This is a genomic window from Oxalobacteraceae bacterium OTU3CAMAD1, from assembly GCA_024123915.1.
GTDB lineage: Bacteria > Pseudomonadota > Gammaproteobacteria > Burkholderiales > Burkholderiaceae_D > Rugamonas.
This window is the reverse complement of the sequence record CP099650.1, coordinates 4,831,545-4,846,590: the sequence shown is the minus strand read 5'-3', so window position 1 is coordinate 4,846,590 and position 15,046 is coordinate 4,831,545. Positions and strand designations below refer to the sequence as shown.

Sequence of the window (15,046 nt, the reverse complement as noted above, 5' to 3'; positions counted from 1 at the left end):
AATGCAATAACATGGAATCAATCAAGTCTCGTCGGATAGGGTAACGTGTCTCCAACTCAATTGAAATTAATTCTGGCCGCGCTGGTGCTCGGTGGCGCGGCCATCGGAGGCGGCGTCGCCTATGTACTGGTGCAGCCGTCGGCGGACAAGGGCGAGGCGGCCGTGGCCGCCACCAAAGGCACGCAGCGCCAGTGGAGCGCGCGCGTCACCACCATCGCCGGGGACGGCTTGCCGGGCATGAGCAACGGCAGCGGACGCCGCACCCGCTTCGCCGATCCGTTCGGCGTGGTGCTCGACGAGGCCGGCAATTTGTACGTGGCCGATGGCGGCGACAACAACAGCATCCGCAAGATCGGGCTGGACGGCGTTAGCACCACCATGGCCGGGGCGGCCGAGGGTTACGCGGAGGGACTCGGCAAGGCGGCCTCCTTCAACACGCCTTCCGGCCTGGCGATGGACTGGGCAGGCAACCTGTACGTCGCAGACACCGGCAACAACGCGATCCGCAAGATCACGCCGGACGGCAAGGTAGCGACCCTGGCCGGCGACGGCCTGGCGGGCGACAAGGATGGCCGGGGCGCGGCGGCGCGCTTCAACGGTCCGATCGGTGTAGCCGTCGGCGACGACGGCGTGGTGTACGTGACCGATACTTATAACGACCGTATCCGTCGCATCGCGCCCAACGGCGACGTCACCACCATCGCCGGCGGCGGCCGCGCAGGCAAGGCCGACGGTCCTGCGGCGCAGGCCTTGTTCGACTTGCCAACGGGGCTGGTGGTCGGCGTCAACGGCGATCTCTACATCGCCGACACCGGCAACAACGCGATTCGCAAGCTGGATAAAAACGGCGTCGTCACCACCGTCGCCGAGGCGAAGGAGGGCGAGCGCGCCTCGCTGCTGCGCTCGCCGGTGGCCGTGGCGCTGACGGCGGACGGTTATCTGTATGTGGGCAGTAATTCGCATGGCCGGCTGGCGCAGATCACGCCGGCCGGCGAGGTGCTGGCGCTGACCGATGTCGATCGCACGGCCGAGCCGGGCTACGGCCCCGACGGCACAGTGCGCCTGTATGCGCCGCGCGGCATCGTGGTGGCCAAGGACGGTTCGTTGTTCGTGACGGACGGGGCCACGTATCGATTGCATCACGTGGGCGCGGCGGTGGCGGGCCAGACGGCGCCGCCGGCCGAGCCGGCGCCGGCCGAGCCGTCGCATGGCGCCACCATGCTGTGGCCGGTTAAGCCGCAGGACAAGCGGCATGATGTGGTTGGATTGATGGGCGAGGTGCGCGGTGATTTCAACGGCGAGAGCCGTCACCATTTCCACTCCGGGCTGGATGTGCAGGCGTCCATCGGCGCGCCGGTATTGGCGGTCACGGCGGGCAAGGTCACCGACCCGCGCGCGACGTGGGGTTATGGCGAGCTGTCGGAGGGCATCGCGTTCAATGGCCTGCAATATATTCACATGCGCGTGGGCCGCGATGGACGCGACAAGGTGATCGATCCGCGTTTTCAGGTGTTGAAGGATGAGAAGGGCGCGCCCGATGCGGTGCGCGTCAAGCGCGGCACGCGGTTTGTTGTTGGCGAGACGCTGGGTACCGTAAATCGGATGGCGCATGTGCATCTCGACTACATGCCGAACGGCGACGCGCTCAATCCGCTAAGCCTGCCGTTTATCGATCTGGAGGACACCATCGCGCCCAAGATCCAGAGCGTGACGTTGAGTGACGCCGGCGGCAAGCGGCTCAAGGAGGTGGCCGGCGGGCGGTTGCTGGTGCGGCGCAGCTTGGGCGAGGTGCAGATTGTCGTGGATGCGTTCGATCAGATGAATGGCGTGCAGGCGCGCCGGCGGCTGGGGTTGTATAAACTTGGTTACCAGTTGCTGAACGCGGAAGGGGAGGCCATTCCTGGTATGGAGCAGCCGGTGATCACGCAGTTGTACGACAGGATTCCGCGTAATCGGGAGGCGGTCAAGCTGGCGTATATGGAGGGCAGCGGGATCACCGTGCACGGCAATGCGGAGACGCGGTTCGCGTACGCGATCAACAATTCGCTCATGCACGGCAAGCTGACGCCGGGCGCGTGGAAGGTGGGCGCGCTCGATCCGGGCAAGTACACGTTGCGCATCACCGCGGAGGACTACGCCGGCAACGCGGCGGTAAAAGGCCGCGACCTGGCCATCACGGTCGAGTAGCGACGCTGATAAATTCTAAAACACGTAGGGCGGATTAGGCGGAACGCCGTAATCGGCCATGCATGCGTTATCGGCGGCGCATGCATGGCCGATTACGCTTCGCTAATCCGCCCTACGTGTTTTAGTGGTCCCGCATCAGGGTTTGCCGCGCAGGCGACGCCGCAGGCGATAGTTGTCGGCCGCCAGCGCGATCAGCGCGATCACTGTCAATGCGCCCAGCGCCTGCTCGCCCAGATAATGCCAGAACGCCCACGCGAAGCCGGCGCACACCAGCGCGGTCAATATCAGTATCAGATCGTCTCTCATGATATCGCTCACCTCTGAATGGCCGCGTACTTGTGCGTGGCTTTGCCGGCCACCTTCGGTCGGTAGATCCCAGGTGCGCGATAAAGTTCGGCCGCCAGCCACGGACGATGTAGATGGTGCGTACGCGCATAGAGCAAAACGTCGGCAACGGTGGCGCCGTCCGACAGCGTGCGTCCCGTGGCCACGGCCAAACTGCCGATGCACGCGCCGGCGTAAAACGCGGCCGACAGCGTGCCGATCATCCCCAGCTTTTCCAGCCGCGTGCCAGCCGCGATGAGCTCGGCCACGGTGACCGTCTTGCCGAACTTGTCGATGCTCGCCAACAGCACCGTGACCGTGGTCAGGCTGCTCTGCAGCGTGCCGAACAGACTGTCCGGCGCCGGCAGCCCGAGGGCTTCCATGTTCTCCTTGAAATACCGGTGGAAATCGGACATCACATTCTCCGCTCTTGTCAGATTGATCTCAGCCGCCAGCATAAGGGCGCGCCGCCGCCGCGCGTTTGACGCGTGTCATCCGGCGCACGTTTGCGCATTGGCGTTGACAAAAAATGTTTATCGGAATATATTTTCCGCAGGAATTGGAATCGTTTCCAAATCTATCCAGAAATAGTGTCCGGACAGTGATCCGGACCGGCAAGGGGACTGTAGTGACTAGCAAAACGCCTCGTAGCGAAGGCGCCCGTGCGTCCGTTTTTTTTTGAGCGCGACGCAGCGTCCTTTCCCTCTCGCCGCAACGCAAGCGCCGACACCGACCGTGTCGGCATGGAGCGGGCCGGATCGTCGTCCGGTTCGAATTTGAGGAAGTATCGATACGAGGAGTCATTGTGAATAAACCGAAATTCGTTCTGTCCGCCGTCGCCACCAGCATCGTGCTGGCGTACGGCGCGCCGGTGTCGGCCAGTGTTACCAGTCCCGTCATCGGCACCTTGTTGTGGTCCGAGGAATTCAACGGCCCGACGCTGAACACGAGCCTGTGGAACACCTACGACGGCAACGGCTGCCAGATCGGCTTGTGCGGCTACGGCAACCAGGAGCTGGAGTACTACAGCCCCAACAATCTCTCCATCGTCAACGTGCCGTTCGAGTCCGCCACGCGGGCGCTGGCGATCAAGGCGCAGAATCAGACCGTTGGCAGCAACGTCTTCACCTCCGGCAAAATCGACTCGGCCAACAAGGTGCAGGTGCAGTACGGCATGATCGAAACGCGCATCGCCACGCCGCCGCTGGGCATCGGCCTGTGGCCGGCCGCGTGGATGCTGGGCACCAGCCCGCAGGTGTGGCCGCGCAAGGGCGAGATCGACATCATGGAAATGGGCCACAAGGCCAGCAGCCGCGCCGGCGCCTCGCCGACGCCGGGCATCGACAACTTCACCGCCTCCAACGTGATCACCTGGCAGCAGGCCGCCTGCGTGCCGGGCAACGAAAGTTGCGCCGCCTCGACCGCGTGGCAGACCAAGAGCTGGTACGTGCCGGGCCAATCGCTGGCGAATCGCTTCGTCGTCTACCGCTTCTACTGGACCGAGTCGCAGATGCGTTTCACGGTGGTCGACAACGGTGTCGAACACGATATGTACAGCGGCCCGCTGCCGGTCAACTCGACCGCGCTGCAGGCGCCGTTCTACCTGCTGTTCAACCTGGCGGTCGGCGGCAACTTCACCGACGCCGCCACGCCGGCCCAGGTGACCGCGCCGCTGCCGGGCACCATGTACGTCGACTACGTGCGCGTCTACCAGCTCGACGGCAAGGGCACCGTCAAGCTCGGCAACCAGACGGTGCCGGAAGTGGGCAAGTTCGGCGTGTTCACCGACAACACCGTGGTCAACAACAAGCTGGTGGCCGGCACCACGTCCGACATTTTCGTGTGGAACAACGCCTCGGTCTCGGCCGGCAACTTGCCGCCGTATGAGGGCAGCAACTCGATGTCGTGGAGTTACAACACGCCGGGGCAATGGTTCGGCGGCAGCGTGCAATCGCCCGCCGTCCGCGACCTGAGCAACTTCCGTAACGGCACCGTCAAGCTGAAGATCAAGATCCCGGCCAATGTCGCCTTCACGATCGGCATCGGCGACACCTACACCAACCAGCACTCGGTCAAGTTCCCGGCCAACGCCACCACGTACGGCCTGGTGCGCAATGGCGACTGGGGCACCGCCACCATCCCGGTGGCCGACCTGGCCGGCCCGCTGGTCGCGCTGCAATCGGTCGCGGACGTGTTCCAGATCGCCAGCGATGCCACAGCCTTGCCGACGGCCGCCTTCCAGATGGCGATCGACGACATCATCTGGGATACCGGCGTGCCAACCCCGACGCCAACGCCTACGCCGACACCAACTCCGACACCAACGCCGACCCCGACACCAACGCCGACGCCAACGCCGACACCGACGCCAACGCCAACGCCGGCCGTCAGCCAGACCAGCGCCACGATGTTGAAGTTCGCGTGGAACTCCACGGCCTGGGCGGACGTGCACTACACCGTCAACGGCGGCGGCCAGATGAATGTGCGCATGGCGCAAAGTGGTGGTGTCAACAGCTACACGGCCAGCGGCCTGAAGATCGGCGACGTGGTCCGCTACAGCTTCACGTACTGGGACACCGCCAACAACTACGCGGTCGACACAGCGCCCCAAACGTACACGATGAAGTAAATAAAACCCCGGGGGTCAGGTACGACATTCAGACACGAGCACAGCAGGTATGTCGTTCAGTTCGTGTCCGAATGTCGGACCTGACCCCGCAGTTTGGGACTCGGCGGTTTGCACTGCGGTTTGCGCAATGTAGCGGCCCAGAACAGCAGCGCCGCCGCGCTGACGGCGCCACCCAGTACACACACACCGGTCCAGCCGGCCACCTCGTACATCGATGTCGCGGAGATCGCGCCGCTGCCGCTGCCCACCGCGTAGAACAGCATGTAGCAGCCCACCAGCCGGCTGTGGGCTTCCGAACTGGCACGGAAAATCATGCTCTGATTTGTTACCTGTAGCGCCTGCACGCCGAGGTCCAGCGCCAGGATGCCGACGATCAGCGCCGCCATGGCTAGCGTCCCGCTGCTTACGCCGAACAGACCGAGCGGCAACCACGACAGCAATAACAACAGTAAGCCGCCGGCGCTGGTCTTTTGCGCCCAGCCGCGATCCGCCCACCGTCCCGCGCGCGAAGCCGCCAGTGTGCCGGCCAGACCCACCAGCCCGAAGGCCCCGATGGCCGTATGCGAATAGTTGTACGGCGGCGCGCTGAGCGGTAGCACCAACGCGCTCCACAGGATGCCGAACGCCGCGAACATCAGCATGGCGATCGTGCCGCGCACCCGCAGCACGCGGTCGCTCCGCAGCAGCGTGATCATCGAGGCGATCAACTCAGGGTAGGGCAGGGGCCGCACCGTCGCGGGCAGCACGGGTAGCGTGCGCCACAACAGCGCCGCCATCGCGATCATGGCCAGCGCCGAACTGGCGTAGACGGCGCGCCAGCCGGCGATGTCGGCGATCAGTCCGGCCAGCGCGCGCGCCAGCAGCAGGCCGGCCACCACCCCGCCTTGCGCGGCGCCGACCACGCGGCCGCGCTCCGACTCGGCCGAGGCGCTGGCGGCGTAGGCGATCAGGCCTTGCGTCATCGCGGTGCCCAGCATGCCGACCGCCAGCATGCCCATCATCAGCGCGGCGGCGTTCGACGCCAGGCTGACACCGGCGAGGGCGGCCGTCAACGCCAGCAATTGCGCCAGCATCAGACGCCGTCGCGGCAGCAGGTCGCCCAGCGGCACCAGCAACAGCAGGGCGAGCACGCTGCCGACCTGCGTGACGGTGATGACCCCGCCGATGGCGGCCCGGCCTATGGCGAAATCGGCGGCCAGCGCGTCGAGCAGCGGCTGGGCGTAGTAGACGTTGGCGACGCTGAGCCCGCTTGCGCACGCGAACAAGGTGACCAAAGGACGGGACATGGCGCCGGATATCGAATGGGAATGCATGATGACCTCGAAACTGGTTGCAAATCAAAACCAGTTGAAGTCTAGTCATTCTAGTTTTAAAATGCAACCAATGATTTCGAGGACATGCCCATGGCAAAACGTAAGTCGATGCAGGATGACGCCTGTCCGGTGGCCCGCTCGCTCGACCTGGTCGGCGACCGCTGGTCGATGCTGATCGTGCGCGACGCCTTCGACGGCATCAGCCGCTTCAGCGATTTCCAGCGCAATCTCGGCGTGGCGAAGAACATCCTGTCCGACCGCCTGAGCGCGCTGGTGGAGCAGGGTGTGCTGACGGTAGAGCCAGCTTCGGACGGCACGTCGTATCAGCAATACGTGCTCACGCCCAAGGGGGAAAGCCTGTTCCCGGTGGTGGTGGCGCTGCGCCAGTGGGGCGAGCGCCATCTGTTCGCCAGCGGCGAGCCGCACTCGCTACTGGTCGAAAAAGCCAGCGGCAAGGCGGTCGCGCCGATGCTGCCGCACGATCACGCCGGGCATGTGTTAAAGCCCGCCCACACCCAGGTGAAGAAAATCACGGTAAAGTGAACAAAGCCGCCGATTCTGTCGCCCTATGTAAATGCACGCGTGTGCGTTGCATATTGGGGTAGAATTATTTGAACGGTCGTGCTTTTCAGCGGCGAACCACATGGAGACAGCATGGATTTGAATTACACGGCGGCGGACTTGGCTTTCCGCGACATGGTGCGGGCTTTCCTCGACGCCAACCTCCCGGCCGACTTGCAAAAGAAGGTGCGCAACCATCTCCGCCTGGGACGCCGCGATTACGTGCGCTGGCACCAGATCGTCGCCAACCAGGGCTGGGCCGCGCCGTCGTGGCCGGTCGAATACGGCGGCCCCGGCTGGACGCAGACGCAGCGCCACATCTGGGAAGAGGAGTGCGGCCGCGCCGGCACGCCGCCGATCCTGCCGTTCGGCGTCAACATGGTGGCGCCGGTCATCATGGCCTTCGGTAACGACGCGCAAAAAGCCTACTACCTGCCGCGCATCCTCAATTGCGAGGACTGGTGGTGCCAGGGTTACTCCGAACCCGGCTCCGGCTCCGACCTGGCGTCGCTCAAGACCACCGCCGAGCGCGTGGGCGACCACTACATCGTCAACGGCCAGAAAACCTGGACCACCCTGGCGCAGCACGCCGACATGATCTTCTGCCTGGTGCGTACCGACAGCACGGTGCGCAAGCAGGAGGGCATCTCCTTCCTGCTGATCGACATGGACTCGCCGGGCATCACCGTGCGCCCGATCATCATGCTCGACGAGGACCACGAGGTGAACGAAGTCTTCTTCGACAACGTCAAGGTGCCGGTGCAAAACCTGATCGGCCAGGAAAACAAGGGCTGGACCTACGCCAAATATCTGCTGGGCCACGAGCGCACCGGCATCGCCGCCGTCGGCCGCTCCAAGCGCGAGCTGCTGTTCCTGAAAAAGATCGCGTCCGAGCACTTCAAGCACGGCAAGCCGCTGCTGCAGGACCCGGTGTTCGCCGCCAAAGTGGCAAACCTGGAGATCGAGTTGATGGCGCTGGAGACGACGGTGCTGCGCGTGATCACGCGCGAATCGCACACGCCGGGGCCGGAGGCGTCGCTGCTGAAGGTGCGCGGCACCGAAATTCAGCAGATGCTGACCGAGTTGATGGTCGAAGCGCTGGGGCCGGACGCCTTCGCCTTCGACACCGATTACCTGGAGGGCCGGTCCGACCATGCAGTCACCGGCGACGACGCCGCAGCGCCGCTGGCGGCCTACTACTTCAATTTCCGCAAGACGTCGATCTACGGCGGCAGCAACGAGATACAGAAGAACATCATCACCCAGATGATCCTGGGACTGTGAGGGAACGGCATGGATTTCAATTTTAAAGAAGAGCAGTTGCAGTTCGCCGATGCCCTGCGTCGCTGGATCGACAAGGATTACGGTTTCGATGTGCGCAAGCGCATCGTGCACTCGGCGACGGGCGTCTCGGACGTCGCCTGGAACACGCTGACCGAATTGGGCATGCTGGCCTTGCCCGTGCCGGAGGCGCAGGGCGGCTTCGATGGCAATGCCGTCGACATGCTGGTGGTGATGCAGGAGCTCGGGCGCGGCCTGGTGGTCGAGCCGTACTTTTCCACCGTGTGGGGCGCGCGCTTCCTGGCGCTGGCAGGCAACCAGCATCGCCTGCTGGAGGATGTCGCCAAGGGCGAACTGAAACTGGCCTGCGCGCTGGGTGAAAAACAATCGCGCCACGACCTGGCCGACATCAAGACCATCGCCGGCATCAACGGCGAAGGTTATCGCATCGACGGCACCAAGACGGTGGTGCTCCACGGCGGCCAGGCGGACGCCTTGATCGTCTCTGCCCGCAGCGCCGGCGCCCAGCGCGACGCCAACGGCATCAGCCTGTTCGTGGTGCGGGCCGACACGCCCGGCGTGACGGTGCGCGACTACCGCACCATCGACGGCCTGCGAGCGGCCACGGTCCAATTCAGCCATGTGTCGGTGCCGGCATCGGCGCTGCTAAGCAAATTGGGCGGCGGTTGCGAAATGCTCGACGAGGCGGCCGACTACGGCACCACCTTGCTGTGCGCCGAGGCGCTGGGCGTGATGGACGCGCTGTTCGCCGCCACCTTGGAGTATATGAAGACGCGCAAGCAGTTCGGCACCCCGATCGGCAGCTTCCAGGCGGTGCAGCACCGCATGGCCGACATGTACATCCACCTGGAGCAGGCGCGTTCGATGGCGATGCTGGCGGCGGCGCGCATGTCCTGCGGCGATATCGAGAAGCGGCGCCGCGTGGTGTCGGCGGCCAAGGTGCGCATCGGGCACGCGGCCAAATTCATCGGCCAGCAGTCGGTGCAACTGCACGGCGGCATGGGCGTCACCGACGAACTGCCAGCGGCGCATCACTTCAAACGTTTGACGACGATCGAGGCGACGCTTGGCGATGTCGATCATCACCTGGAACGGTTTATCGCGCAACGCGGCTTCGGGCAGCATTCATGATGCGGGCCGTTCGCTTGGTTGTTCCAATGTTTGCGGCCGCATGCGCCGCGCTGCTGATGCATGGCCCCGTCCACGCCGCCGAGGACTGCGTGGAGCCGACGCGGGACCCCACCAACACCTATGACGCGCAGTACACGTACGAGAAGCTGGCGCCCAATTATCCGGCGATCCGCATCGCCAGCGCGGCGGTGCCGGCCGACGTGCGGGTGGTGGCCGACCAGACCTATATTCAATACGGTACGCATTGCCTGAAGCTGGATATGTATTTGCCGACGAACGCCAAGCAGGATTTGCCGGTGGTGGTGTTCGTCCATGGCGGCGGATGGCGTTCCGGTTTTCGCTCGGAGTTCGTGCCGATGGCGTTGCGGCTGGCGCGCAATGGCTATGCATCGGTCACCGTCACCTACCGGCTGGCGGGGGAGGCGATGTATCCGGCGGCGGTGCACGATGTGCGCGCGGCGGTGCGCTGGGTGCGCGAGCACGCGGGCGAGTATGGGCTCGATCCCCGGCGGATCGCGCTGGCGGGTGGTTCGGCCGGCGGGCAGATCGCCAGCCTGGCCGGCGTGACCGGGCATATGAACCAGTTCGACCCGGGCGCGGCGATCAGCGATGTGTCCAGCGCGGTGCAGGCGGTGGTGAATATCGATGGCCTGTCCGATTTTACGTCGGAGGCGGCGCGGGTGAACGAGGACGATCCGAAGAAGCCTGTGTCGGCGGCCGGGTACTGGTTCGGCGGACGGTATGCGGAGAAGGCGGCGTTGTGGCGCGAGGCGTCGCCGATCCAGTATGTGAATTCGAGCATGCCGCCGATGCTGTTCATCGGCAGCGCGCAGCCGCGCTTCGCGGTCGGCCGGGAGGAGATGGTTGAGAAGATGACGCAGCTGCGCGTGCCGAGCAAGGTGGTGCTGCTGCCGGATACGCCGCATTCGTTCTGGCTGTTCGATCCGTGGTTGCAGCCGACCGTGGATGTGACGGTGGCGTTTTTGAACGCGCAGATGCCGTCGCGGCAAGCGAAGCGGTTCTCGCGGAAGGCGGAGTAGTGGGGCCAGTCATTCACGCATACGCACTATCGAGGGAGGTCACTAATGCCTGTCTTCACGACGGATCAACTGATTCGCGAGGTTAGCGCTGTAGAGGGTTGCGCCGCGCCGAATCAAACGCTTTGGATCAGCGAGGCCGGAGAACTTACGCAGTTTGGCGCCTTCATTGAAGTCCTTCAGCCTGGCTGCAGGTCCTCGATCAAGCACTGGCACAGCTCGGAAGACGAGATGGTTTATGTGCTTGCCGGTGAAATCACCGTAATCGAGGGCACGTCCGAAACGCTCATGCATGCCGGTTGCGCCGCTACTTTCAAAGCCGGAGTGCAGGTCGGACACTATCGGGAGAATCGGAGCGCTTCTGAGACGCGTTGCCTGGTCGTCGGAACCCGCGCACCGGTCGATCAAATCACCTACCCGGAGCACGATCGGATTTGTTTGCGAGATCGATCGCTGCCGGACGACCTATGGACCGACTTTGCTGGCCAGCCCGCGTCCAGTCCGTACTAGCAGCGCTACCACGCGTTGATCGAGCGGTTGGTGAGAATGTGTGTATTTCCGTCGATAGTACAACTGTTATTGTGGCAACTTAGTCCATCAAATAAGCGATTCCATTGCTATGACTATTGCCAAGTACGTCTTGCCACTGCTCATGGCAGCCACGCTTATCCCCGTCGGCGCGTCCGCAAAGGACCCACAAAAGGTGGTCGTCAAGGGGAAGCGCGATCCAGCCACCGTTGTGATTAAAGGCGTGCGCGATCCGTCGGCATGGTTCCGGATCGAGAGTCAGCATATGATCGTCTATTCGGACGACGACCCGGATGAAGTCATCGAGCTGGTCAAGAATCTGGAACGGCTCGATTATCTGCTGCGCTTGTACCTTAAGCCCTTCATGCAGGGGCAAGAAACAATGCCCAAGCTGACGTTGTATTTCCAGGGGCGCGTGAGCTGGCCGCCCGAAATCGACGAAAATCCTGCTGCCGCCCTTGGCATGGTCAATAGCTGTGTATCTGCGACACAAGGGTTTCTTTACGGTGTGGGGAAGAGTTGGAAGCTGGATAACGCGTCGCTGCTCCACGCCGAAGACGATTACACGCTGATGCACAGCCTGTGGCTATATGCCGAAAATTTCTTGTATCGCCACACCCGCATTCGGGGGCCTGCGTGGTTCATAACAGGCTTCGCAGCGTATTTCGGCGGCGTGCGCTTTACCGATACGCAAATGGCGATAGGGCGCGATGCGGGTACCTCATACAATCTGTTGCAGAGTATCGACGACGGCCGGGAGAGAATACGTCTGTCGTTCGACGAAGTGCTACGTTATCAACCAACGGCCAAGCCTATCGCGGCCCAAAGTCCCGAGTACTTTGAACGATGGGAATTCATGGGCCGCTCCTTCAATCTCATGCACTACATGCTCTCGTCGGAGTCCAATCGAGACAAAATGGCGAAGTATCTAGAGGCAGTCAACGGCGGCAGCGATTCCGCCGATGCGTTCACAGACCTGTTCGGCCTTTCGGGTCGCGATCTCGACGTGGCAATGTGGCGATACCGGCAAGCGTCTTTGAACATCCTCCGGGTCGATGTGCCCACGCTGCCCAAGGCCCACATCGATTTGACCCGTTTGAGCCGTATCGAGGGCGAGTTCGTACTCGACAACGCCGTGCTGAAGACTTGCCCCAGGCCGCCCCAGGGCAAAAAGCTGCTGGCGCGTTTGAGGGGGACAGCAGCGAAGGCGCCCGCCGTCGATTTTGCCCAGATGACATTGAGCCGGGCCGAGATCGACTGGGGCGATCCGCGCGCGGCTCTCGAGTATCTGGCGCGGGCCGGCGAGAACGATCCCTACAATCCCGAGGTCCATTATCTGTCCGGGCTGGCATATGCGAGGCTGGCGGAAGGTACGGGCTCGAACAAGCAGGATTTGCTGGCGTCGGCACGGGCCAGCTTGTCCCAAGCCGCCGTCCTTGAGCCGGACGCGCCCGAGATATCGTATGCGCTGTTCCGCGTCGAGCTTCTCGGCGCGGCGCCGACCGAGAAAGACGTGGCCCGGGCGATCAATGTCTGGCGTCATGGTTACGACGTCCCTGCATTTACGCGCATGGCCGCGCTGGCCCACGCGTGGTTGGGCGAGGCCTCCGACTCCTATCAGGCATTTAATACGCTGGTAAGAGACGGACGGAATCCCGAGAACGCCGCTTGGGCGGCAACCTGGCTGGCCAGGTTGGAAAAGGGCGTGCCGCAGGATGAGTTGCTGACGGCGATGCGCGGGGAAAATCCGGCGCCTCACGGCTTCAAGTCATGGACGGTCGGCGACCGCTGAGCCTTTCACTTCGGCAACATGATATCCTTGCTCATAGGAACCAAGTAGCCGCGTTGGCGGCAACACGTAACAGCTAGGAAGGAAATAAGCATGACCGTTGGGAAAAAACCGGACGCTGCGCGGCTGGACAAAATTGTGGCGGACGCACGGCGTGCTGCCGACCAGCGCGAGCTGGGCTATCGCGAGCGCTCGCTGAAAATGTATCCGTGGGTGTGTGGGCGCTGCATGCGCGAATTCACGCATGCCAATGTGTCGCAACTTACTGTGCACCATCGTGACCACAATCACGACAACAATCCGCCTGATGGCAGCAACTGGGAACTGCTGTGCCTTTACTGCCACGATAACGAACACTCGCGTTATCTTGAGGCCGACCGGGGACTTAGTTTGAAATCGGCCGAGGTCGCGCCGGCAACGCATAATCCGTTTGCCTCATTGGCTGGTCTGATGAAAAAGAAAGAATAAAATTTGGCTGGTGCCACGGCGTAAATAGGTTGCTGTTCACCCCACAGACCTGATAGCAGCCGTAACTTTAGAGAGGCATCTTGCATGAGCGCCTACAACCTGATTTTTTCGAAGCGATGGCCTGCTTCCCAGGTCGACTCTCAACCGTATCGTTTCGCGGTTTTCGTAGGGTCTCTCATTGGGATAACGAGCGCCGTGTCAGGAACCGTTGTTGTCAGCCTGATGCTGATTCTATCTTCTCCTGAAGTTCTCGGGCCTTCGGCTGCGGCACATCTTTCCAGTCTTGGTCCTGTGGCTCTGTTTTTTTATGGGGTTTTGATATTCCCTTTCGGGGAAACCCTAATGGCTCAACTATTTCCTATAGAGCTGGCGAAACGCGTAGGCCTCAATGAAGTAGCTTGCATAATCCTCGGCGCGATTGTTTTTGGACTCGGTCATTATATAAATGGCGGAGTCGGCCATGGCATAGGGGCGTCAGTTGTAGGCGGTCTATTCAGTTTAAGCTATGTGATAATGCGGCCATGGGGGTACCTCCCGGCGTTCTGGGCATCGTACACAGCCCATTCGCTCAATAACATGTTGGGGTTGTATGCAGTACCGGTTATTTTCCCTAGTCTCGCTTGAGGTATGGCCGCACAGGCGAGAGCCGACCGTCATACGTGTCTCTACGGTATTTGGGCGGTCTGTGGCCTTTTGCGCGCGGCCCGTGTTTTGGATTGAGTTATTGTTTCACCAGCTCGACGCGGCGGTTTTTTTCGCGGCCGGCGTCGGCGTCGTTCGAGGCTACCGGCGAGTACGAGGCGACGCCTTTGGCGCTTAGGCGCTTGGCGTCGATCTTGTAGTCCGCTGCCAAGGCCTTGACCACCGATTCGGCGCGCTTTTGCGACAGCTCGACGTTGTGCGACAGCCCGCCCTGGTTGTCGGTATGGCCCACCACGTACACCTTTAGCTTGGCATCTTGCTGCAACAGCTTGGCCATCTCGGCCAGCGCCGCTTTCGAGTCCGGCTTGACGTCGGCCTTGTCGGTGTCGAAGTAGACGCCGTACACAGCGACCTTGCCCTCGGCGGCGATGCCTTTGGCCATATCTGCCGCGTTCAGGCTGGCGGAGACCTTGCCGCCCTCCATGGCCTTGGCTTCGACGATCTCCAGATACACGCCGCCGTTCTTGTCCTGCACCGGCGAGACCACGTACACGCCGACGTGGACCAGCGCGCCATCCGGCCGCGTACCCTTGGCGAGCAGGTAGCGGCTGTCGTTGCGGCCGTTGTTGAACGGCGACCAGTTCGCTTCCGGGCCCTTGATGAAGTTGTCGCCGACGCGCTTGTCCAGGAAGAACTGGCCGAAGTCGCCGCCGCAAGCTTCCTTGACGCAGCTAAAAAGCACCTTCAGCCCGGCCTTGTCGAGCGCGGCCTGGTAGTTGCGCATGACTTCCAGCGACGAGCGCTCTTTCGGATAGTTGTAGGCGATGCGGGTGTATTTGCCTTCGAGCTGCAACGCGCTTTCGAACGCGGCCTTGCCGTCCTTGTTGGCGATACGCTTGCCGGCCGGGAGCATGACTTCGTCGAATTCCTTGACGCCGTAACCGACCAGCTTGGAGCCTTCAAAGCGCGACAGCAAAGGGTGGTCCTGGGCGCCTTTGACCGTGTCCTGCGCCGGCATCTGGCCGTGGGCGAAGGGGGCAAGGGCGGCGATGCCGGTGAAAAGCGTGAAGGCGAGAAGTCGAGGCGTGCGCACGTGGGTCCCTTGTCAAGAATGAATGATCAGTCCGATTCTAGG

Annotated in this window: 13 protein-coding genes; 9 read left to right on the top strand and 4 right to left on the bottom strand. The window is 62.7% G+C overall.

The window, feature by feature from the left end; genetic code table 11:
* Positions 1 to 45: 45 nt before the first annotated feature.
* Positions 46 to 2,187, top strand: coding sequence for a gluconolaconase (locus NHH88_20650; GenBank protein USX12099.1), 2,142 nt, complete (start codon positions 46 to 48; stop codon positions 2,185 to 2,187).
* Between the two features lie 135 nt (positions 2,188 to 2,322).
* Here the strand turns inward: NHH88_20650 and NHH88_20645 are convergent, their stop codons facing one another.
* On the bottom strand, positions 2,323 to 2,493 hold the full coding sequence (locus tag NHH88_20645) for a hypothetical protein (GenBank protein ID USX12098.1): 171 nt from the start codon (positions 2,491 to 2,493) through the stop codon (positions 2,323 to 2,325).
* An 8-nt stretch (positions 2,494 to 2,501) separates the two neighbouring features.
* Positions 2,502 to 2,927: a hypothetical protein gene (locus tag NHH88_20640; GenBank protein ID USX12097.1), complete on the bottom strand. Its 426-nt coding sequence runs from the start codon at positions 2,925 to 2,927 to the stop codon at positions 2,502 to 2,504.
* A 389-nt stretch (positions 2,928 to 3,316) separates the two neighbouring features.
* Here NHH88_20640 and NHH88_20635 point away from each other — a divergent pair, with 389 nt between their 5' ends.
* Positions 3,317 to 5,140, top strand: coding sequence for a glycoside hydrolase family 16 protein (locus tag NHH88_20635; GenBank protein USX12096.1), 1,824 nt, complete (start codon positions 3,317 to 3,319; stop codon positions 5,138 to 5,140).
* 56 nt (positions 5,141 to 5,196) lie between these two features.
* On the opposite strand, the gene NHH88_20630 is transcribed toward NHH88_20635, so the two are convergent.
* The gene (locus NHH88_20630; protein ID USX12095.1) at positions 5,197 to 6,426 is read right to left on the bottom strand and encodes an MFS transporter; all 1,230 of its coding nucleotides are present in this window, start codon (positions 6,424 to 6,426) and stop codon (positions 5,197 to 5,199) included.
* 117 nt (positions 6,427 to 6,543) lie between these two features.
* On the opposite strand from NHH88_20630, the gene NHH88_20625 reads away from it, so the two are divergent.
* The 7 genes from NHH88_20625 to NHH88_20595 all read left to right on the top strand — a co-directional run bounded on the left by NHH88_20625 (position 6,544) and on the right by NHH88_20595 (position 13,269).
* Positions 6,544 to 6,996: a helix-turn-helix transcriptional regulator gene (locus tag NHH88_20625; protein ID USX12094.1), complete on the top strand. Its 453-nt coding sequence runs from the start codon at positions 6,544 to 6,546 to the stop codon at positions 6,994 to 6,996.
* Positions 6,997 to 7,107: 111 nt separating this feature from the next.
* Positions 7,108 to 8,298, top strand: a complete 1,191-nt coding sequence (locus NHH88_20620; GenBank protein ID USX12093.1) for an acyl-CoA dehydrogenase family protein — start codon at positions 7,108 to 7,110, stop codon at positions 8,296 to 8,298.
* A 9-nt stretch (positions 8,299 to 8,307) separates the two neighbouring features.
* A complete protein-coding gene (locus NHH88_20615) occupies positions 8,308 to 9,447 on the top strand; it encodes an acyl-CoA dehydrogenase family protein (GenBank protein USX12092.1) in 1,140 nt (379 codons plus the stop codon).
* Between the two features lie 26 nt (positions 9,448 to 9,473).
* Complete coding sequence (locus NHH88_20610; protein ID USX12091.1) at positions 9,474 to 10,487, top strand: alpha/beta hydrolase; 1,014 nt, start codon at positions 9,474 to 9,476, stop codon at positions 10,485 to 10,487.
* A gap of 45 nt (positions 10,488 to 10,532) precedes the next feature.
* The gene (locus NHH88_20605; GenBank protein USX12090.1) at positions 10,533 to 10,994 is read left to right on the top strand and encodes a cupin domain-containing protein; all 462 of its coding nucleotides are present in this window, start codon (positions 10,533 to 10,535) and stop codon (positions 10,992 to 10,994) included.
* A 109-nt stretch (positions 10,995 to 11,103) separates the two neighbouring features.
* A complete protein-coding gene (locus NHH88_20600) occupies positions 11,104 to 12,804 on the top strand; it encodes a hypothetical protein (protein ID USX12089.1) in 1,701 nt (566 codons plus the stop codon).
* Between the two features lie 90 nt (positions 12,805 to 12,894).
* Positions 12,895 to 13,269: a YajD family HNH nuclease gene (locus tag NHH88_20595; protein USX12088.1), complete on the top strand. Its 375-nt coding sequence runs from the start codon at positions 12,895 to 12,897 to the stop codon at positions 13,267 to 13,269.
* 721 nt (positions 13,270 to 13,990) lie between these two features.
* Here the strand turns inward: NHH88_20595 and NHH88_20590 are convergent.
* Positions 13,991 to 15,004: a DUF4892 domain-containing protein gene (locus NHH88_20590; protein ID USX12087.1), complete on the bottom strand. Its 1,014-nt coding sequence runs from the start codon at positions 15,002 to 15,004 to the stop codon at positions 13,991 to 13,993.
* Positions 15,005 to 15,046: the final 42 nt, after the last annotated feature.

Excerpts from the sequence above, each read along its gene's own strand:
- NHH88_20645 (USX12098.1), bottom strand. The coding sequence starts at position 2,493 with ATGAGAGACGATCTGATACTGATATTGACCGCGCTGGTGTGCGCCGGC.
- NHH88_20640 (USX12097.1), bottom strand. The coding sequence starts at position 2,927 with ATGTCCGATTTCCACCGGTATTTCAAGGAGAACATGGAAGCCCTCGGG.
- NHH88_20630 (USX12095.1), bottom strand. The coding sequence starts at position 6,426 with ATGTCCCGTCCTTTGGTCACCTTGTTCGCGTGCGCAAGCGGGCTCAGC.
- NHH88_20625 (USX12094.1), top strand. The coding sequence starts at position 6,544 with ATGGCAAAACGTAAGTCGATGCAGGATGACGCCTGTCCGGTGGCCCGC.
- NHH88_20620 (USX12093.1), top strand. The coding sequence starts at position 7,108 with ATGGATTTGAATTACACGGCGGCGGACTTGGCTTTCCGCGACATGGTG.
- NHH88_20615 (USX12092.1), top strand. The coding sequence starts at position 8,308 with ATGGATTTCAATTTTAAAGAAGAGCAGTTGCAGTTCGCCGATGCCCTG.
- NHH88_20610 (USX12091.1), top strand. The coding sequence starts at position 9,474 with ATGTTTGCGGCCGCATGCGCCGCGCTGCTGATGCATGGCCCCGTCCAC.
- NHH88_20605 (USX12090.1), top strand. The coding sequence starts at position 10,533 with ATGCCTGTCTTCACGACGGATCAACTGATTCGCGAGGTTAGCGCTGTA.
- NHH88_20600 (USX12089.1), top strand. The coding sequence starts at position 11,104 with ATGACTATTGCCAAGTACGTCTTGCCACTGCTCATGGCAGCCACGCTT.
- NHH88_20595 (USX12088.1), top strand. The coding sequence starts at position 12,895 with ATGACCGTTGGGAAAAAACCGGACGCTGCGCGGCTGGACAAAATTGTG.